Raw genomic sequence first — 20,577 nt, forward strand, 5'->3', positions numbered from 1 at the left:
CCCATTTACCCATGCCTTTCCACGGTTTTAGTGGTCATGTAAGCCCGATGATTCATGCAGCAAAAAATGCGCCTACATTTTGGATGTATATTTTATTAATCCCAGTATTTTTAATTTTATTACCGTTTTACACCGTGGGCTACTTTATTTCGGAATGTTTATGCTGGCAACCCCGTTGGCCGAAGGTGATTCGCCAAGCAGGCAAAACAGGCAAACCAGTCCCGAAAGAAACCACCTTATCGGACTATCCAGAAACAGTACAACAAGCCATACTTGACAGCCGTTTAGAGTGGGGCGTACGTGACGAAAAGACAGGCAAACTGGTTGATTATGGCAATGGTTAATGTGCAAAAATATTTTTAATAAAATGATTTATCTATAAATAATAATGCGTACAGATTGTTAGTTTTGATAGTTATAGGATTAAACATAAATTGATGTTAAATACTTGCCTAAATTAAAGGCAAGATCAGCATTTAACCATTCGTCAAAATCAATTACCGAAAAGTAAAATATACCATTGCTATCAAAATCGGTCGGTGCGCCGAGGAGTTGCAAAAGCAGGCTCTACTTAAAAATCTTTTTAAACATAGTTAACATTATGATAAATATAAAATTACATTGATAATGTGCATTAAAACCAATCGCCTAAAAAAACATCAATAAATCGGTAGAATTTTACACCTCTCTATCTTAATTAATAAACAATTAGTTATAATTAGAGTGTTCCCTATACACATAGGGATAAACTGTTGCTGAAATGTATTCTAATAGTGAGAGAATAGGTTGCTTGATTATATGAACTTTTTTCATGATCATAATCCAATACTTGGTATGGCTAATTCATTGATTAATGCATTAGGGATCATTTCAATTTTTTATCCATGTTTTCGTAGATCTTAATCGGCTTAATGGGAACTAGATCTCCATCTTTTACTTTACATTCGGAATTATTACTTGAAACAACCATAATCTGTCCTCTTTCTAGTTTAAAATCTAAAAGAGCTAATGCTCCCTCTGAAGCCAAAGCCACATAATCTCTGGCATCTGGAGGGAACTCGTAATAAACTACTTTGTTATTATATACATACACAACTGTATTAGAGAATTCTTGAGCTATTCCATATCTAGAATTTGGAAAAGATTCTACTTTCTTAACATCAATATTTTGTTCTCGCATTAATGTAATATAACGTCCACTAATACTGCCACTGATTAACCAAACTTCATCCCATTTAAAATTAGTATAATCAGATAAGGTTATGGTTTTAGGATGATTGTTTTTTACATCTTTTAAAACCTTTTCTAAAGGTGTTTTGTTGCAACTGGTTAATGTTACTAGTGACATAAATGTGACTAATAGTAGAAGTATTTTTTTCATTCCTTGTTATTCCAGATTAATTTTGTTTTATATTCTTGTTTAGATTTGATTGAAAGTCCGCTTAATGATTCTATCTTATCTAAAAACTTTATTTTCTTTTTCAACACTGCTTTGATTACTCATTAATACTACGATAAATTACTTACTAAACTGATGATAAGCGAGCGAAAAAACAATCGATATCTTATATTGACAAGACAATAGATATAAAGTTCACATATACAATGACTTTTACATAAATGAATAATATCTAATTATTTTTATTCGGATTTATTTGGATGTTATAAACGAATTGCGGCTAAGTAAACAGGATGTTCTACTCTGTCGGTCTATTAAAAAGTTCTCATATTTGATAAGTATTAACATGGTATTTACGATACGAACTAAAATAATCGGTAAAAATAGCGTACAATAGCGCAATGTTTACTTGTACATCAGCTTAATTAATTTAGGAAATAAGTATGACCGGCAAATTTATTGTCATTGAAGGACTTGAAGGTGCAGGAAAAACCACAGCAATTAATACTGTTGCGCGTATTTTAAAGCAATCTAATATTGAAGATTTACAATTTACTCGTGAGCCGGGTGGAACACCGATTGCTGAAGCGTTACGTAATATTATTAAAAATGGTTTAGAACATGAGCCATTAACGGATAAAGCTGAATTATTGATGTTATATGCGGCTCGAATTCAACTTATTGATAATGTTATAAAACCCGCTCTTAAAATAGGAAAATGGGTAATAGGTGATCGTCATGATTTATCCACGCAGGCATATCAAGGAGGGGGACGCCAACTTGATAGCGTATTGATTGAAACGTTACAAAAGCAAGTGTTAGGTGATTTTAAACCCGATTTAACTTTGTATTTGGATGTTGATCCAAAAATAGGATTAATGCGAGCAAAATCTCGTGGTCAGCTAGATAGGATTGAGCAGCAATCTATCCTATTTTTTGAACGTACTCGTCAACGCTATTTAGAGCTTGCTATGCAAGATGATACTATTGTGACTATTGATGCCAGTCAATCAATGAATGTGGTAACACAGCAAATTGAAGACGTGTTAACTGCATGGTTATCATTAATACAGGTTAATAATGCATGATCAAAAATGGATATAGTTGGCTCACGCAGCCATATCAGCAATTAGCGACAAGTATTTTACATGATCGAGCCCATCATGCTTTATTAATTAATTATATTCAAGGTAGTGGTGAAAATGAGCTTATTGAGCAATTAGCAAATCGTTTATTATGCCAAGCATCAAGCGATCTAGCCCCTTGTTTAAAATGTCATAGCTGCCAGTTATTTTTGTCTCATCATCATCCTGATTATTATCAGATAACTAACGAACAGGGTAAGCAATCGATCGGTATCGATCAGATTCGAAGTATTACCGCTAAAATTTACGAAAAATCACAGCAAGGCGGTAATAAAGTGATTTGGATTAAACATGCTGCCTTAATGACCGAAGCCGCCGCAAATGCATTATTGAAAACGTTAGAAGAGCCACCTGCAAATACTTATTTTATTTTAAGTGACGATCATAATGGTCATTTATTACCAACTATTTATAGTCGTTGTTTTTCTTATTTTTTACCGATACCTAAGCTTGAACAGTCTATGTATTGGTTGAAAAATATACAGGGTTTACATTATAGTGATAATGAACTTGCGTCAGCTTTGTTATTAAGCGAAAATGCGCCATTAACAGCAAAAACTTTGTTGGATCCTACAAAATGGCAACAACGTAAAGTATTTTGTGAAAATTTATTGAGTGTTATTCCTAATAATGATTTTTGGACGCTTGGCGTAACATTTGAGCATGACCATTTTATTGATCGCATTAGTTGGTTTTGTGCTTTATTAAGTGATGCTTTAAAAGCAAAACAAAAAGCTGGACGGTATATTATTAATCGTGATCAAGTGCCATTGGTAAGATTATTGGCAACATTAAGTTATGAAAAAATTACTGCTCTTTATGAACTCTGGTTGAATGCCAGACGTCAGTTATTGTCAATAACTGGGTTGAATAAAGAATTATTGGTTTATTATGTTCTTTCTCAATCAGAGTTGATTTGCGATTAAATATTTTCATGGAAGTGTTGAGGGATATTATTTTATATGTAAATGTTTTAACGAAGGATTATAGTGAGTTATTTATCTATTGAATTTGGTCTGTTGTTTATCGTTTTTTTTGCTATATATTGGGCATTTAACTTATTACCTAAATTCCAAAATGCCTTGTTACTCGTTTCAAGTTATTTAATTGTAAGCAGTTATAGTTGGCAATTTGCGTTGATTCTTGGTGTTTATACCAGTGTAACTTATCTTATTTCCATTATGATATCGGTTTCAAAAGATCATGCTAAAAGTTGGTTGATTTTTGGCTTAATAATATCGATTAGTAATTTAGCATTATTCAAATATTTTGATTTTTTTCGACAAGAACTACAAGCTTTACTTAACGTCTTTCATATTCCTATTTTATTACCATTATTTTCTGTGCTAATCCCTATTGGGATTTCCTTTTATACTTTCCATTCTGTCAGTTATTTAGTTTCAGTTAAAAGAAAAGAGATTGAAGTAGCTAAATTTTGGGATTTTGCACTTTTTTTATCTTTTTTCCCCAGTATTGTCGCAGGGCCAATCAATCGAGCTAAAGATTTTTTGCCGCAAATTTCAGTTTGCCAACCCCGCCAAATTTTAGAGCCATATCGAGCTTTTATATTAATCATGATGTCAATCATTAAAGTTTATTGTTTAGGTGGTTGGATAAATGATGCATGGGTTAACCCCATTTTTGCCAATCCATTAGAATTTAGTGTGATTGATTTATTAGTGGGTGTATATGCTTATGCAATACAAATTTATCTCAATTTTTCAGGCTATACGGATTTGGTGACTGGTATTGCTTTGTTGTTAGGGTTTCGTCTACCAATTAATTTTAACCAACCTTATTTATCTTTAAATTTAAGGCATTTTTGGGCGCGTTGGCACATAAGTTTATCTCAATGGATTCGGGATTATATTTATATTCCGCTTGGCGGTAATCGTAAGGGATTTACCCGAACACAAATCAATGTTTTGTTGGCAATGTTTTTATCGGGATTATGGCATGGTGCAGGTATCAATTTTATTATTTGGGGTATTTGCCATGGTATTGGTATTGTGGCTCTGAATATTGGTGATCGCTTTTTTGGTCGTGATGTGATTAGTCAACGCTCACCTTTTATTGCGCGTTTATTAACTTGGCATTATGTCTGTTTTACTTGGTTGTTTTTTTATTGTGAAAATTTATCCGATGCTTTGGATTATTTAATGGCATTAACGCATAATGTGATGATAAAACCACAATATTGGCAGGCTTTTTTAATTATCATGGTTGCTTATTTAGTTTATCCAATGTGTAAAAATCTGCCAAATTTGGCAACGGTACTGTTATCTAAAGTTAATAAATTATGTTTACCTGTGATAACGATATTAATTTTGTGGTGTGTCATTTATTTTGCGCCGTCAGGTATGCCCGATTTTATTTATGCCAGTTTTTAATTGTGTTTTAAAATTTTTTAAGATCAGTTTTGACAAGGAACAGTAATTTGAAGGATTTTATGAAGTTAAGTAATATGCTAACAATGCCAACTAACAAAACCTTATCTGCATTTTATATTGTTGTAGTGTTAGTTGTTACAGCTATTGCTTTAATGGTTTTGTTTCATAAATCAATATTGATTTATTGCCAGCAATCTTACCATTTTGAGTTTTTTGATATGGCATTAATGGTGGATGATGCTAATGTCACTGAGGATGATCAGACAAAATGGACTAATGAATCGTATGAATCAGAGGAGTTAGAAAACACGAATATTGAAAAGGATAATCAAAAACATCCTAATGTCGTGACTGCAAACGCAATTGCGGATAAACAGTTACAACAAAATAACCGGCAAAACAAAACAATAAAATCCAATCACACAACTGAAAATAATAAACAAAAATTACCGTTAATTAAGGGTGATAGCCTGCAAGCTACTAATAAACGTCAAACTCATTCTGATAGTCAACTAAACAGTACTCAGACTAATACAGCGTTAGGTAATACGGTAACATTAAATGAATCAAGTAACCCAAGACTTAGCAATGATACCGATTTTACTGAACTTTCACCGATTGTTTTAACTAAAAATGACAAAGTCCTTTTTGCGGGGGATTCATTAATGCAAGGGGTTGCACCATATGTTAAAAAAATGTTATTTAAACAATATAAGATAGAAAGCATTAACTTGAGTAAACAAAGTACCGGGCTTGCTTATCCAAAAGCTTTTGATTGGCCAAAAACAATTAATGATGCAATCAGTGCTGATGCCTCCATTAAATTAATCGTCATTTTTTTAGGCCCTAATGATCCGTGGGATTTTCCTGTTAAGGGATATGCTAAATATGCTAAGTTTAAATCGCAATTATGGGAAGAACAGTACCGTTTACGTGTTGCATCAATATTAGATATCGCGAATCAACATAATGTAAAAGTACTTTGGCTTTCACCACCTTGTATGCGTAAACCAAAGTTGAATGACGGAATGAATTATTTAAGCCATTTATATGAATCCGAAGTTGAAAAAGCGCATCAACATTTTATGGAAACCAATACATTATTAGGTTGTTCTTACGATCAATTTAACAGCTATATTGAGACTAATAAGCAAAAAATTAAAGTGAGAATAGACGATGGTATTCATTTTACAATAACTGGACAAAAGCTTTTAGCTCAAGCAATTTTGAACCAAATCACATCCACTTTATCAGAGGATTCCCACATTGAATCAATGCATTAAAACCTTAGTTGCTGTTTTTTCGGTGGTGTTTACTGTCAGTTTTAGTACTATGGCTGAAAGTATTCCAACGTCTAAGTCTGTGATTGTTAATTTTGGCGATCCAAATGCTAAACAATTCGTTTCACGCTTAAATTCATTAGTCAATAATCAAGACCATACCCAAAAAGTTGTCAATATCACCCAATTTGGTGATTCTCATACCGCTGCAGATTTTTTTACAGGCGAATTTAGAGCGTTAATGCAAGATAAATATGGTGATGCAGGTATAGGTTGGGTTCCTCCTATTTGGGTTAAAGGGCAAAACCATACTCGAGTTAGTTTGAAAGATTCTAATTGGGAATTGTTAAGTAGCCGAGTATTAAGTAATCTCGATTTTCCTATGGGCGGTTTTATCGCTAAACCTATTAATTCTCAAGCTTCTGTTGAGTTGGCACTTAAAGCAGACGATAGAGATATATGGAAAGTTAGCCTTATTTTTAAAACTAAGAAAATAACTAAAAATCCATTAGGTATCTATAATAAAGATAAAATTACCTTTAGTTTCAAGAATAAATTTGGCGGTTGGCAAACGACAACGTTTACTTCAACGCTTCCTATTACCATTAAAAGTAAAGATAGCACTGAAATTGGTGGATTTTGGTTAACTCGAGCCAACAAGTCGGGTGTTATTGTATCTGCGATTGGTTCGAATGGGGCTAAGCAAACAATTTGGCAAAAATGGCGTCCTCAATGGTTTCAGGAATTATTATTATCCAAAAGCGATTTGGTTATTTTGGAGTATGGAACAAACGAGAGTTTCGATGAGACTTTAGATGCAGATGAATATCGGAAAAATTTAGTCTACAACATTCGTAAAATTCGAAAATTATTGCCGAATGCTGCAATTTTATTGATTTCACCTCCTGATACAATGATTAATCAAACTGAAATTCCAAAGTCTTATAATTTAGTAAAAAGGATTCAAAAACAAGTGGCTAAATCAGAAAAAACACTGTTTTGGGATTGGCAGGCCGCTATGGGGGGAAGTCATTCGGTTAAGCTTTGGTCTAAGTATGGATTGGCTCGATCAGATTTAGTACATCAAACCTTGCAAGGCTATAAAGAAAGTGCCAAAATCTTTTATAATGATTTAAATGAATTTGTTAAAAAAAATAGCGATTAGTTATTAATAAAAGGAATAAATCTGTTATGTCTTCACCTATTATCGTTGCTGTTGATTTTGCTGATGTTAAATCAGCTTGGAATTTTATTGATCGTGTTGAGCCAAAAGATTGTCGTTTAAAAATTGGCAAAGAGCTTTTTACGCATGCGGGGCCCGATTTTATTAAACAGATTATGAATAAAGGTTTTGATGTTTTTTTGGATCTGAAATTTCATGATATTCCAAATACTGTTGCGAAAGCGATAATTGCTGCAGCTGATTTAGGTGTTTGGATGACAAATGTTCATGCTAGTGGTGGGGCTCGGATGATGCAGGCGGCGAAAGACGCACTCTATCCATATGGTAAAGATGCGCCTCTTTTAATTGCGGTAACTGTTTTAACCAGCATGGAGTCGGTAGATCTTCAAGAAATCGGTATCCCTGTTTCGCCTTTGGAACAAGCCACTATATTAGCTTTGTTAGCCAAAAATTGTGGGCTTGATGGCGTTGTATGCTCCGCTAAAGAAGTGCAAAGTTTTAGAACTCGCTTAGGGAGTGATTTTAAGTTAGTGACGCCAGGTATCAGACCCGCCGGTTCCAATGCTGATGATCAGCGTCGAATTATGACGCCACAACGTGCGCAAGCTGCAGGATCGGATTATCTGGTTATTGGTCGTCCGATTACGCAAGCAGAAGATCCTTCATTAGCATTACAAACTATTTTATCAACCCTTGATTTGAGCAAGAGTTAATTTCATGATGTCTGATAATCCACTTGTTTATTCTACCGATCAAGGTCGTATTAAATCGGTTGAAGTAAAAGAATCTCGACCTAAAGGGGATGGGATTATTCGAATTCAACGCCAAACATCCGGACGTAAAGGTAAAGGTGTGTGCGTCATTTCAGGATTTGATTTTGATGATGCCCAACTTCAAAAAATAGCTGCGGAACTCAAAAAACGTTGTGGTTGTGGTGGCGCAGTTAAAAATGGTAGCATTGAAATTCAAGGCGATAAACGTGATTTACTCAAATCTTTGCTGGAAGAAAAAGGCTTTAAAGTAAAGCTAGCCGGTGGTTGAGTTGTGGTAATTGTCTTTACTCCCATTATTGAATGGGAGTAAATCTGCTATATGTTAGTGAGAACGATAGCTACGCATTTTGTTGCTGATTTCACGGCGTTCTTTTGAAATTTCAGCATTTTTGATAATATAATCATCTACACGATCATCATAATCACTTTTCATGTTAGCAATAATCGCTTGAAGTTCGTCATAAGTCATATCTGGTTTTATATAATCACTCAAATTTTCAAGTAATAATACTCGTTTTTGGTTATCTCGGATTTTTTTCTCATTATCGGATATTTCACGTTTTAATTTGTTTAAACGACGTGATAAACGAATATATTCTAATACATCTTGAAATGATGGTGCGGCGTTTTTTTCCTTGTCCATCTATAACCCCTTATTTCTAAAATTGGAAAAAATAAATTATGACTAATTATATACTAATAAATTTATAGATGATAATTAAATCTGTTTTGAGTGTTTATCAATTTTAAGTTATGTTCAATGCAAAATCATTGATATTACAATAAGTTACTACCGTTCAATGTGAGCTTGCTTATGATTTTAAAGGCTATTTATTTATTCCTATTTGTCATCAACGATAAATATCGATGCTATTGACCCAATTTAGAGTGTTTAATTGAACTTATTAAGTCTGTTTACTCTAAGCCAAGTTTATCCCAAATTTCATCGATATAAGCCACAACTTTTGGATCTTTTTTGATGATTTTTCCCCATTCTCGCTGAGTTTCGCCTTGCCATTTATTGGTCGCATCTAATCCCATTTTTGAGCCTAACCCAGAAACAGGCGAAGCAAAATCTAAATAATCAATCGGCGTATTGTCAATAAATGTGGTATCACGATGAGGATCCATGCGCGTTGAAATAGCCCACATGACATCTTTCCAATCTCGGGCATTGATATCATCATCACATACAATAACAAATTTGGTATACATAAATTGGCGTAAGTAAGACCAAACGCCCATCATGACACGTTTAGCATGGCCTGGATACTGTTTTTTGATGGTCACAATTGCAATCCGGTAGGAACATCCTTCGGGTGGTAAATAAAAATCGACAATTTCAGGAAATTGTTTTTGTAAAATAGGGATAAAGACTTCATTTAAAGCGAGTCCCATTACGGCTGGTTCATCGGGTGGACGACCCGTATAGGTAGAGTGATAAATCGCATCTTTTCGACGAGTTAGATGCGTTACCGTAAAAACAGCAAATTTTTCAACTTCGTTGTAGTAACCAGTATGATCACCATATGGGCCTTCAGGCGCTAATTCATTCGGATCAATATAGCCTTCTAAGATAATTTCGGCGGTAGCGGGGACATCTAAATCATTGGATAGCGATTTTACTACTTCAGTTCGACTATTGCGTAACAGACCTGCAAAGGCGTATTCTGGTAAGGTATCGGGTACGGGAGTGACTGCACTTAAAATGGTTGCAGGATCGGCACCAATGGCAACGCTAACAGGAAACTTTTCATTAGGATGGGCTTGTTGCCATTCTGCAAAATCAAGCGCTCCTCCTCGATGAGATAGCCAGCGCATGATTAACTTATTTTTACCCAATAATTGTAAGCGATAAACGCCGACATTTTGCCTTTCTTTATAAGGTCCTTTCGTTATCGTTAGTCCCCAAGTTAAAAGTGGTGCTACATCATCGGGCCAACAATGCATGATTGGCAGACGAGTTAAATCAACTTCTTCATTTTTAAAAATCAATTCCTGACACGGCGCAGACGATCGTCGCTTAACAGGCATATTTAATATTTGCTTATATTTGGGTAACACATTAAAAAATTGTTTAATGCCTTTTGGTGGTTCAGGCTCACGTAAAAAAGCTAATAATTCACCAATTTCACGTAATTGTGATGTATCTTCTAACCCCATTCCCATCGCAACACGTTTGGGTGTTCCAAATAGGTTACAAAGTACGGGCATGTCATAACCAATAGGATTTTCGAACAATAAGGCTGGGCCTTTAGAACGTAAAACACGATCTGCAATTTCGGTCATTTCCAAATAAGGATTAACAGGATAGGGAATTCGTTTTAATTCACCTTGTTCTTCAAGATAATTTAAAAAATCACGAAAATTGGTCAAGTTCATAAAAATAATTACTCCCTATTAATCTGCCTTTGTTTACACTAATTTAAGGTAGTCTAACATCCTAAATGTTAACGTTATTTTGTCATCAACTAGTCAGCGTCAAAATTTTCACTATAAATAGGCACTTGTTGATTTAGATTGCACTTCACAATTTTAGGTAATAATGTTTTAAATTGCTGTTGGTCGATATCAATAAATTTATTTTCATCTACTTGATAAAAAAGATATTGGGTCGTTTGATCTTCAAACTCAAAAGAAGCAATCCAATAGTTTCTATCATCATTGTTTTCATTAGCAAACACTTTGATGATGGTATTTTCTCGTATTTCAGGTTGATTATGTAATTTGTGTTCGATAATATTTTCAGCGATTTGCGAATCGATTTCATCAAAAATGATATAATCAGTTTTGTTGGTTTGGCATGTTTTAATGTTAATTTCAGCATAACTATTAGGTATAAAATACAATAAGCTTGATAACACAATGGCATACTGACTTAATTTCATTTCCTACTCCTTAGTTAATCTCGTTTAATTGAATAATTTCATTAATTGCTTCTTGATTATTTGGCGATGCTGTTATTTTAGCTGCATCGCTAATTGTCAACCATTGATAGGCTAAATGTTCAGTAAGCGTTGGTGTTATTTCATTTTCGAGCGGTAAATAAAACCAATGTTCTTTATTTATTTCAACTTCAGGTGCATATCGATGCCTAAATTGTGGAAAAATCTTGAATTCAACCGTATGGTTAGTATCGATTAAATTAAGATTTTTACCCAGAATATCAATGCCTGTTTCTTCAAAAACCTCACGAATGGCAGTTTCAACCGGCAATTCGTTATCTTCCATGCTACCTGTTACTGACTGCCAAAAATTGGGATCATCTTTGCGTTGTAGCATAAGACAACGCAAAGTTTTTTGACAGTAAATAACAACTAAAACAGATTCAGGCTTTTTGAACTTTTGCATTAAGACATCACTATTTTTTGCTAACTTCAATACCAAGTTCAGCTAATGCATTAGGATTTGCCGGGCTTGGTGCATCTGTCATTAAACAAGTTGCCGCTGTTGTTTTAGGAAATGCGATAACATCCCGGATATTATCGGTACCTGTTAATAGCATACTTAATCTATCTAAACCAAATGCAAGTCCTGCATGTGGCGGTGTACCATATTTTAGCGCATCAAGTAAAAAGCCAAATTTTTCGCGTTGATCGTGTTCATTTATACCTAAAATAGAAAACACAGCTTGTTGCATTTCACTACGGTGAATACGTACTGATCCTCCACCTACTTCATATCCATTGATAACCATGTCATAAGCGTTAGCTATCGCGTTTTCAGGATTTTGTTTAAGCTGTTCTGGCGTCAAGTCTTTTGGTGATGTAAATGGATGGTGCATCGCACTAAGTCCTTCATCCGTTTCTTCAAACATTGGGAAATCTACTACCCAAAGCACAGCCCACCTATTTTCATCAGTCAGATTTAAATCTTTACCTACTTTTAATCGTAGTGCACCTAATGCATCACTGACAACTTTATAACTATCTGCCCCAAATAATAAAATATCACCATCTTTGGCATTAGCACGATTCAACAGTGCTTCCATTTGCGTTTCATTAAAGAATTTAGCAACCGGACTTTGTACCCCTTCAAGACCTTTATTACGGTCGTTGACTTTAATCCATGCCATACCTTTAGCGCCATAGACCGAAATAAATTGTGTGTAATCATCTAACTGTTTACGGGTTAACTGGGCTCCGTTTGGTACGCAAAGTAATGCAACTCGACCTTTTGGATCATTTGCTGGGGTTGAGAATACGTTAAAATTGACATCTTTTACTAAATCGGCAACATCTATTATTTCTAACGGATTTCGTAAATCAGGTTTATCGCTACCATAACGGCGCATCGCTTCGGCAAAGGTCATGATAGGGAATTGACCTAAATCCACATTTTTAACATGTAACCAAAGTTCACGGATCATTTGCTCCATAACTTCACGGACTTGCTCTGCGGTCATAAACGAAGTTTCAACATCAATTTGAGTAAATTCTGGTTGGCGATCTGCACGTAAATCTTCATCACGAAAACATTTTACAATTTGATAATAGCGGTCAAAGCCAGACATCATTAATAGTTGTTTAAATAATTGCGGTGATTGTGGCAGTGCATAAAACTCACCATTGTGAATTCGACTTGGTACAAGGTAATCACGCGCACCTTCTGGCGTTGCTTTGGTTAACATAGGGGTTTCAATATCAAGAAAACCATGCTCATTCATAAAGTTACGTACAAATGCAGTAATTTGAGCACGAGTTTTGAAGATGTTTGTCATTTCAGGACGACGTAAATCAATATAGCGATATTTTAAACGCTGTTCTTCACTGTTGTTTTGGTTAAAATCAAGTGGCAGCACATCACTGCGATTGAAAATTGTTAGCTCAGTGGCTAAGATTTCAACTTCACCCGTAGCCATGTCTTTATTTGCTTGTCCTTCTGGTCTTGCTCTTACTTTTCCTTTAATTTGAATGCAAAATTCATTACGTAGTTCACTGGCAAGTTGATAAGCTTGTTGATATTCAGGATCAAAAAACACTTGTACAATCCCTTCGCGATCACGCATATCAATAAATATCATACCGCCAAAATCTCGACGCTTATTGACCCAACCGCATAATGTGATTTCTTGATTAATATGAGATGCTGTTAAATGACCACAATAAATTGAACGCATAAAATATCCTGTTTAAATACCAATCTTATAAAAAAATATGAGGTATTATAAATCAAATAGTGTCCTTATAAAGGCATTTGTTGAGATTTATTCTTTAATTATTTTTGCGTCATTGAAATATATTGTTTGGTTATGTGTATTTAATGGTAGATGCGTGTTGACGCAAGTAATCTGGGTTATGTATATTAGCTGTGCAAAATAATAATTATTATGATAATAGCTGTCATGGATAGTTTTATTGACCGGAAATTTATGTAAAGAGGCGTGAAAGGATGGAAATTTTAAAAGACTATAGAGTGCACTTGCTTGCGCTGATAGTTGTTTTAGTATGTGAGTTTGTTGGTAGGCAGTCTATCTGGATTATCATGTTGTATCCTATGCTATTTGCCATGATTATTGGTGGTCTTATCAGTCTTCCTAAATTAAAAATCTTAAAACATAAAAATATGCTTCATGCTAGTTCGGTGATGATTGTGACGTTAATGTTACTGATTGCCAAATTAGGCGTTGCGGTAGGGCCTAAAATTGATATGATTTTGCATGATGCCAAGTTGGCTTTGATTTTCCAAGAATTAGGGCATTTTGCGGGTACTATTTTACTCGGTTTACCGTTGGCAATGATGTTAGGTATGAAGCGTGAAGCGGTCGGGGCAACCTATTCTGTTGCACGTGAACCCAATATTGCCATTGTGGCAGATAAATATGGATTGGATTCGCCCGAAGGTCGTGGTGTCATGGCAATGTATGTTTGTGGTACGCTCTATGGGGCGATTTGGATGAGTATCCTTGCTAGTGTAATGGCAAAATTAGACGTTCTTCATCCTTATGCATTAGCCATGGGGGCAGGGGTTGGTAGTGGTAGTATGATGGCGGCATCACTTGCGCCGATAAGTGACCTTTATCCGAATATGGCGAGTGACATCAAAGCTTATGCAACAACGGCTAATTTAATGTCTAGTATAGTTGGTATTTATATTTATACATTATTCTCACTACCGTTTGCTTCTTTTCTCTATAATGTTTTTGCTCGTTTCCAAAGCAGTAAAAGGAGCTCACTATCATGAAGATTTTCGAAACAGTTTTTTTATTGATTTTAGTCGCAATTATCATGGCTGCTGGCAATACAGTCGGTTATCATGTTGATTTTATGCTGTCATTACAAGCTTTAGCTGTGCTTGTCGCAATATCGGTTGTTGGTTTTTTTATAAGCAAAGTGCCATTATTCAATAAACTTCCTGTTATTTTGTGGGTGTCAGTTGTGGCGGCTGTGGCTTCTTCACCGATATTTCCATTTCATGAGCAAGTTGTTGCGATAACTGAACATGTCTCTTTACTTGCTGTTTGTACACCAGTGCTTGCTTACGCTGGATTAGCCATTGGTAAAGATCTTGCTTTATTCAAAAGTATCTCTTGGCGAATTATCCCCGTTTCATTAGCGGTGTTTTCCGGTACTTTCCTTTTTGCCGCCATCATTGCCCAAATTACCTTAAAGTGGGAAGGTGTGATTTAATATTAGGTAGGATTTAATGTATGACAAAAGAAGAACTAAAACGACAAGTTTGCAGTGCCATTGCTAATCGTAAAGCAGATATAAAAGCGATTGCTGAGGCAATTTGGGCTGAACCTGAACTGGGCTATAAAGAACACAAAACCGCAAAAAAAGTTGAAGAAGCTTTTGAAAAACTTGGTGTACCCTATAAAAATAAATTGGCGTTAACAGGGGTCAAAGGGCGCTTAAAAGGTGGAAAAGGAAGCCAATGCAGTGTCGCAATTATTGGTGAGCTTGATGCCATTATCTGTGCTGACCATCCTGCAGCCGATGAAACCTCTGGCGCTGCCCATTGCTGTGGTCATAATGCTCAAATAGCGAATATGATGGCTGTCACCATGGGATTAATCGATTCTGGAGCGATGCAATTTTTAGCCGGTGATGTCGTTCCTTTTGCAGTACCGGCCGAAGAATACGTTGAAATTACTTATCGTAATCGTCTGATTGAAGAAGGTAAAATTAAGTATATTGGCGGTAAACCCGAACTTATTTCACGGGGTGAATTTGATGATGTGGATATGGCACTTCAAATTCATTTAACCAGCATACCAAACGATCGCCAAGACGGATTTATTGAGATTTCAACCACAAGTAATGGATTTATCGGTAAATTAATCAAGTATAAAGGTGAAGCTGCACATGCGGCGGCGGCTCCTCATGCTGGTGTTAATGCGTTAAATGCAGCAATGATGGGGATGATGGGCGTTCATGCTATACGTGAAACGTTTCAGGAAAAAGATTATATTCGTTTTCATCCAATCATTACCCAAGGAGGGGATTTGGTAAATGTTGTGCCAAGTGATGTCAGAATGGAAAGCTATGTTCGAGCGGGTAATGTTCCGGCAATGATTGATGCTAATGAACGAATTAATCAGGCATTAAAAGCTGGGGCAATGGCTGTAGGGGCAACTTGTGAAATTAAAGATTTACCGGGTTATCTTCCATTGCAAAATAATCCAACCTTAAATGCTTTTTTGAAGTCAAATGCTGAAGCGTTAATTGGCGAGGAAAATGTGTCGGTTGCACCGCATATGACTGGTAGCACAGATACGGGCGATTTATCGCATATCATGCCTGTTAGTCATCCGTGGATAGGATCCGTTAGAGGTGTGTTACATGGGAAAGATTATACGGTATTCGATGAAGAGATGGCTTATATTCGTCCTGCTCAAATGATGGCATGTACCATTATCGATTTGCTGTATGATGACGCAAAACCAGCTCAAACATTATTATCAAACTATAAACCACTGATGACCAAAGACGAGTATTTAAGCTTCTTAGCGAGTTTTGATAAATAATGTTTATGACTTGGCACAATGCTGTGCCAAGTTTCTGCTATAATAGATTCTTTATGATTAATCACGATGATGATTCCCTATGCTAGCACTAACCGATCAAGAATTACTTCGTTATGACAGGCAAATTTCCTTACTAGGCTTTGATATCGATAAACAGCAAATGTTAAAAAATAGTGCGGTATTGATCATCGGGCTAGGCGGTTTAGGGTGCGCAGCTTCGCTTTATTTGAGTCGTGCAGGTATAGGTAAATTGACGCTAGTTGATTTTGATACCGTATCAGAATCCAATTTAAATCGTCAAATTTTATATACTAATCAAGAGATTAACCAACTGAAAGTAGATGTGGCGAAACAAACATTAATTAAAATGAATTCTGATATTGAAATCGATACTATTAATCAGAAACTTGATGATGTTTCGTTAACTTCTCTTATAAAACAACATAGTCTTGTCATTGATTGTACCGATAATTTATCCTCCAGAGAGCAGATTAACCGCTGCTGTTTCCAAGTAAAAAAACCGTTAGTGTCTGGTGCTGCAATTCGAATGGAAGGCATATTAACGACTTTTACTTATCAAGCAAATGAGCCTTGTTATCACTGTTTAAGTCGATTGTTTGGGCAAGATCAACTGACTTGTGTTGAAGCGGGGGTAATGGCGCCTTTAGTAGGTATGTTTGGTTCCATGCAGGCATTAGAGGCAATTAAAGTTTTGACTGATTATGGTCAACCTTTGGTTGGTCGTGTACTGCTGATTGATGCAAAAAGTATGCATTTTAACCACGTATCTTTGTCGAAACAGCCAGATTGTCAGGTTTGTGGTAACAGTCATAAAATATAGGTAACACAATGAACATCGATCGTATTATTTTAGCGCCAATGGAAGGGGTACTTGATTATCATGTCCGGCAAATTTTGACTGAAATAAACGCATTGGATTACTGTGTGACCGAGTTTGTGCGCATTACTCATCATAAATTATCCAATCGAACTTTTTATCGACTTTGTCCCGAGCTGCATCATGGCGGCAATACGGCATCCGGTACTCCAGTCCGTGTGCAGATTCTTGGACAATCACCCGAATGGATGGCTGAAAATGCCGTTAAAGCAATTGAATTAGGCTCGCATGGGGTAGATATTAATTTTGGCTGTCCTGCTAAAACCGTCGTTGGTAGTCATGGTGGCGCATATCTATTGCAATATCCAGATCAAATCTTCAATATTGTTAAGCAAGTCAGACAGGCAATGGGAACATCCGAAATATTATCCGTTAAGATTCGTTTAGGTTGGGCAGATAAATCTTATTGTTATGAAATTGCTGACGCCATTGCACTTGCTGGTGCAAATGAGTTGGTTATTCATGGTCGAACAAAAGCGGATGGTTATCAAGCCGATAAAATTGATTGGCAAACAATTGGAAATATAAAGCAACGGGTCGATATTCCGATCATAGCCAATGGCGAAATTTTTTCTACACAAAATGCGCAAGATTGTGTAAGGCAAAGCCAAACAAGCGATATTATGCTAGGACGCGGAATATTAACTGTACCAAATTTAGCGAATATAATACGTTTTAATGAAGCGCCTTTAAGCTGGCAAAACGTATTAAATATATTAATGCGTTACGCAACCACAACGATAGAAGATGTAAAACCGTTATATCACTCAGCTCGCATTAAACAGTGGCTTGCTTATTTTCGGCAATACTATGCACCTGCATCAGACTTACTTAGTCAGATTAGGACACTAAAAACCCAAAAAGAGATTTCAGAACATTTAAAGCGAATCACAGATCAATCACAGCATTTTTGACGGTGAAGTTGTTCCATTGGTCATTGATATTGCTTACGATGACGTACTTGGTCATCACGTTTGTTAAAGTATAATTAGAATTAAATCAATATACTTTTTGCCTAATTGAATTCTTTATAAATATTTAATTGTTATATAAATTAGATTAACGAATTCATTTTTCATCGTTATCTTCCAGAAATTGTGTAAAAATCAAACTTAAATATTTAGTCCTGATATTATAGCTATAATAAGTGATATAACAACGATTTATCTATAATAAAAAACGGATTATCTTAATTGTGAGTATATAATTTATTATGTAATTTTGTTATAGTGTATAAGTTGTAAATTGTAAAATAGTATAGAGAGGACTGAATGATTATCGGTAAGCAACAATCGGATACAACGTTGGAATGGTTTTTGTCTCATTGCCATATTCATAAATATCCAGCTAAAAGTACCCTGATTCACCAAGGAGAAAAAGCCGAAACTCTCTATTACATCGTTAAAGGTTCTGTTGCTGTTTTAATCAAGGATGATGAAGGCAATGAAATGATTTTGTCTTACTTAAATCAAGGTCAGTTTTTGGGCGAATTAGGACTTTTTGAAGAAGGCACAGAACGAAGTGCTTGGGTTAAAGCGAAAACAAGTTGCGAAGTGGCTGAAATATCGTACAAAAAATTTAAACAACTTGTACAAGTTAATCCTGATATTTTGATGCGATTGGCAAGCCAAATGGCAAGTCGTTTACAAGTGACTTCAGAAAAAGTCAGTAATTTAGCTTTTCTTGATGTTGCCGGTCGTATTGCACAAACTTTGTTAAATTTAGCAAAACAGCCCGATGCGATGACGCATCCGGATGGCATGCAAATCAAAATTACTCGTCAAGAAATAGGTCAGATAGTTGGTTGTTCACGAGAAACAGTAGGGCGAATTTTAAAAATGCTTGAAGATCAGCATCTCATCTCTGCACACGGTAAAACGATTGTCGTTTATGGTACACGATAATTGAAAAATATTACGAAATTTAGTCATAACATGATTGATATAACGCGAGATATTACATGACACAAGAAAGATGTATTCCAAGTCATGTGGCTATAATTATGGATGGAAATGGTCGCTGGGCAAAAAAACAAAATCAATTACGAGCATTTGGTCATCGTGCCGGTTTGAAAGCTGTGCGTAAAATTGTGAGTTATGCTGCAACCATTGGTATCAAAGTACTAACTTTATATGCGTTTAGTAGTGAAAATTGGAAACGCTCATCCAATGAAGTGTCATCTTTACTTTCGCTATTTATTTATGCATTAAACCGAGAAACAAAAAGTTTACATAAAAATAATATTCGTTTGAATATCATTGGGGATATTTCGCGTTTTAATGAGCAACTTCAAACTATGATAGTTAATGCAGAGGCATTAACTAAAAATAATTCGGGACTGGTGTTAAATATTGCCGCTAACTATGGCGGACGCTGGGATATATTACAATCAGCCCGCAATATAGCAATACAAGTAAAACATGGTGAGTTGATGATAGATGATATTACTGAGGAACGTTTAGGGTTAGAAATGTCAATGGGTGATTTTCCAGATGTTGATTTAGTTATTCGTACTGGTGGTGAATACAGAATAAGTAATTTTTTATTATGGCAAATTGCTTATGCTGAACTTTATTTTACTGATACCTTATGGCCAGATTTCGATCAGGCGTTATTTGATCAAGCAATCAGTGATTTTAATACCCGGGATCGTCGTTTTGGCGGTATTCTAGTGGAGGAGCAATCATGTTAATTCACCGTATTTTAGCTGCTATTATTCTAATACCTGTTGTTATACTAACGCTTTTTTTCGCGCCATTATCACTCTTCACCTGTATTATGATTTTTATTTGTGGTCTTGCAGCGTTTGAGTGGTCGCAGTTTTTAGCAATAACCCAAAAACCGCAAAGAGTTATATTTGCTTTAGTCGTTATTATTTTATTAAGTTTACTCTGTCTATTACCCATTCCGGTTGTGGTAAAATTGAAGCTATATTCAGGGTTATTGTTACTTTCGTTATGTTGGTGGTTGGTTGCACTATTTTTAGTTCTTACCTATCCAAATACGGCTAAATATTGGCGTGGTTCTATCACTGCTAAATTAATATTTGCTTTTTTTACTCTCGTTCCTTTTTTTATCGGGATGATCGAACTTAGAATGATTAATTATAGTGCGAATACTTATACCGGCGCTTATTGTCTGTTATATGTCTTTATTTTAGTCTGGGCAACAGATACTGGCGCTTATTTTGTTGGGCGCAGTATGGGGAAACGTAAATTAGCACCAAAAGTTTCACCCGGTAAAACTTTAGAGGGCTTTATTGGCGGTGTGATTGTTGCCGTTGTTATTAGTTTTATTGCCTACTTTACCGGATTTATTTCAATTAATTTGACTAGTTATATTATGAGTTCTTTATTCGCTATTTTTGCATCAGCATTAGGTGATTTAACTGAAAGCATGTTCAAACGTGAAGCAGGCATCAAAGATAGTGGAAATTTAATCCCTGGACATGGCGGTATTTTAGATCGTATTGATAGTTTGACTGCTGCAGTGCCGATTTTTGCAGCATTATCTTTCAATTTATTTTAAATAAGGTAATTA

21 protein-coding genes and 1 pseudogene are annotated in these 20,577 nt (G+C 35.5%); 16 read left to right on the forward strand and 6 right to left on the reverse strand.

What is annotated here, in order from left to right; genetic code table 11:
• Positions 1–344, forward strand: a pseudogene (locus J3U35_RS10690) (hypothetical protein); the annotation flags it as partial.
• Positions 345–865: 521 nt separating this feature from the next.
• Here J3U35_RS10690 and J3U35_RS10695 read toward each other — a convergent pair.
• The gene (locus J3U35_RS10695; RefSeq protein WP_267361306.1) at positions 866–1,381 is read right to left on the reverse strand and encodes a hypothetical protein; all 516 of its coding nucleotides are present in this window, start codon (positions 1,379–1,381) and stop codon (positions 866–868) included.
• A 461-nt stretch (positions 1,382–1,842) separates the two neighbouring features.
• On the opposite strand from J3U35_RS10695, the gene tmk reads away from it, so the two are divergent.
• The 7 genes from tmk (at position 1,843) to yciH (ending at position 8,438) form a co-directional block, all read left to right on the forward strand.
• Positions 1,843–2,487, forward strand: a complete 645-nt coding sequence (gene tmk, locus J3U35_RS10700; protein WP_267352423.1) for a dTMP kinase — start codon at positions 1,843–1,845, stop codon at positions 2,485–2,487.
• Positions 2,484–3,470: a DNA polymerase III subunit delta' C-terminal domain-containing protein gene (locus tag J3U35_RS10705; protein WP_267361308.1), complete on the forward strand. Its 987-nt coding sequence runs from the start codon at positions 2,484–2,486 to the stop codon at positions 3,468–3,470. The genes tmk and J3U35_RS10705 overlap by 4 nt, the downstream gene beginning before the upstream one ends.
• A gap of 63 nt (positions 3,471–3,533) precedes the next feature.
• Complete coding sequence (locus tag J3U35_RS10710) at positions 3,534–4,934, forward strand: MBOAT family O-acyltransferase (protein WP_267361310.1); 1,401 nt, start codon at positions 3,534–3,536, stop codon at positions 4,932–4,934.
• A 59-nt stretch (positions 4,935–4,993) separates the two neighbouring features.
• The gene (locus J3U35_RS10715; protein WP_267361312.1) at positions 4,994–6,217 is read left to right on the forward strand and encodes a DUF459 domain-containing protein; all 1,224 of its coding nucleotides are present in this window, start codon (positions 4,994–4,996) and stop codon (positions 6,215–6,217) included.
• Positions 6,201–7,379: a GDSL-type esterase/lipase family protein gene (locus J3U35_RS10720; RefSeq protein WP_267361314.1), complete on the forward strand. Its 1,179-nt coding sequence runs from the start codon at positions 6,201–6,203 to the stop codon at positions 7,377–7,379. The genes J3U35_RS10715 and J3U35_RS10720 overlap by 17 nt, the downstream gene beginning before the upstream one ends.
• A gap of 26 nt (positions 7,380–7,405) precedes the next feature.
• Positions 7,406–8,110: an orotidine-5'-phosphate decarboxylase gene (pyrF, locus tag J3U35_RS10725; protein ID WP_267361316.1), complete on the forward strand. Its 705-nt coding sequence runs from the start codon at positions 7,406–7,408 to the stop codon at positions 8,108–8,110.
• A gap of 4 nt (positions 8,111–8,114) precedes the next feature.
• Positions 8,115–8,438, forward strand: coding sequence for a stress response translation initiation inhibitor YciH (gene yciH / locus J3U35_RS10730; protein ID WP_065558978.1), 324 nt, complete (start codon positions 8,115–8,117; stop codon positions 8,436–8,438).
• A 54-nt stretch (positions 8,439–8,492) separates the two neighbouring features.
• On the opposite strand, the gene tmaR is transcribed toward yciH, so the two are convergent.
• The 5 genes from tmaR to aspS all read right to left on the reverse strand — a co-directional run bounded on the left by tmaR (position 8,493) and on the right by aspS (position 13,289).
• A complete protein-coding gene (tmaR, locus tag J3U35_RS10735; protein ID WP_065558977.1) occupies positions 8,493–8,813 on the reverse strand; it encodes a PTS system regulator TmaR in 321 nt (106 codons plus the stop codon).
• Positions 8,814–9,085: 272 nt separating this feature from the next.
• Positions 9,086–10,552 (reverse strand): 4-hydroxy-3-polyprenylbenzoate decarboxylase, encoded by a 1,467-nt coding sequence (gene ubiD, locus J3U35_RS10740; RefSeq protein WP_267352417.1) that lies wholly within the window; start codon positions 10,550–10,552, stop codon positions 9,086–9,088.
• 89 nt (positions 10,553–10,641) lie between these two features.
• Positions 10,642–11,058 (reverse strand): hypothetical protein, encoded by a 417-nt coding sequence (locus J3U35_RS10745; RefSeq protein WP_267352416.1) that lies wholly within the window; start codon positions 11,056–11,058, stop codon positions 10,642–10,644.
• A 10-nt stretch (positions 11,059–11,068) separates the two neighbouring features.
• The gene (nudB, locus tag J3U35_RS10750; RefSeq protein WP_267352415.1) at positions 11,069–11,521 is read right to left on the reverse strand and encodes a dihydroneopterin triphosphate diphosphatase; all 453 of its coding nucleotides are present in this window, start codon (positions 11,519–11,521) and stop codon (positions 11,069–11,071) included.
• A gap of 10 nt (positions 11,522–11,531) precedes the next feature.
• On the reverse strand, positions 11,532–13,289 hold the full coding sequence (aspS, locus tag J3U35_RS10755; protein WP_267361318.1) for an aspartate--tRNA ligase: 1,758 nt from the start codon (positions 13,287–13,289) through the stop codon (positions 11,532–11,534).
• Positions 13,290–13,561: 272 nt separating this feature from the next.
• Here aspS and J3U35_RS10760 point away from each other — a divergent pair, with 272 nt between their 5' ends.
• The 8 genes from J3U35_RS10760 (at position 13,562) to J3U35_RS10795 (ending at position 20,565) form a co-directional block, all read left to right on the forward strand.
• Positions 13,562–14,353 (forward strand): DUF3100 domain-containing protein, encoded by a 792-nt coding sequence (locus J3U35_RS10760; protein ID WP_267361320.1) that lies wholly within the window; start codon positions 13,562–13,564, stop codon positions 14,351–14,353.
• The gene (locus J3U35_RS10765) at positions 14,350–14,799 is read left to right on the forward strand and encodes a hypothetical protein (protein WP_267352412.1); all 450 of its coding nucleotides are present in this window, start codon (positions 14,350–14,352) and stop codon (positions 14,797–14,799) included. Before J3U35_RS10760 ends, J3U35_RS10765 begins: the two co-directional genes overlap by 4 nt.
• A 20-nt stretch (positions 14,800–14,819) precedes the next feature.
• Positions 14,820–16,139, forward strand: a complete 1,320-nt coding sequence (locus tag J3U35_RS10770; RefSeq protein ID WP_267361322.1) for an amidohydrolase — start codon at positions 14,820–14,822, stop codon at positions 16,137–16,139.
• Positions 16,140–16,218: 79 nt separating this feature from the next.
• Positions 16,219–16,980, forward strand: coding sequence for a molybdopterin-synthase adenylyltransferase MoeB (locus J3U35_RS10775; RefSeq protein ID WP_267361323.1), 762 nt, complete (start codon positions 16,219–16,221; stop codon positions 16,978–16,980).
• An 8-nt stretch (positions 16,981–16,988) separates the two neighbouring features.
• Positions 16,989–17,951, forward strand: a complete 963-nt coding sequence (gene dusC / locus J3U35_RS10780; protein WP_267361325.1) for a tRNA dihydrouridine(16) synthase DusC — start codon at positions 16,989–16,991, stop codon at positions 17,949–17,951.
• Positions 17,952–18,308: 357 nt separating this feature from the next.
• Positions 18,309–18,941, forward strand: coding sequence for a cAMP-activated global transcriptional regulator CRP (crp, locus tag J3U35_RS10785; RefSeq protein ID WP_267352408.1), 633 nt, complete (start codon positions 18,309–18,311; stop codon positions 18,939–18,941).
• Between the two features lie 56 nt (positions 18,942–18,997).
• Complete coding sequence (locus J3U35_RS10790) at positions 18,998–19,729, forward strand: isoprenyl transferase (RefSeq protein ID WP_267352407.1); 732 nt, start codon at positions 18,998–19,000, stop codon at positions 19,727–19,729.
• A complete protein-coding gene (locus J3U35_RS10795) occupies positions 19,723–20,565 on the forward strand; it encodes a phosphatidate cytidylyltransferase (protein WP_267361327.1) in 843 nt (280 codons plus the stop codon). The genes J3U35_RS10790 and J3U35_RS10795 overlap by 7 nt, the downstream gene beginning before the upstream one ends.
• Positions 20,566–20,577: the final 12 nt, after the last annotated feature.

Origin of the sequence: Gilliamella sp. B2717, assembly GCF_026536675.1 — a bacterium.
In the GTDB taxonomy this organism is placed as follows: Bacteria; Pseudomonadota; Gammaproteobacteria; order Enterobacterales; family Orbaceae; genus Gilliamella; species Gilliamella apicola_I.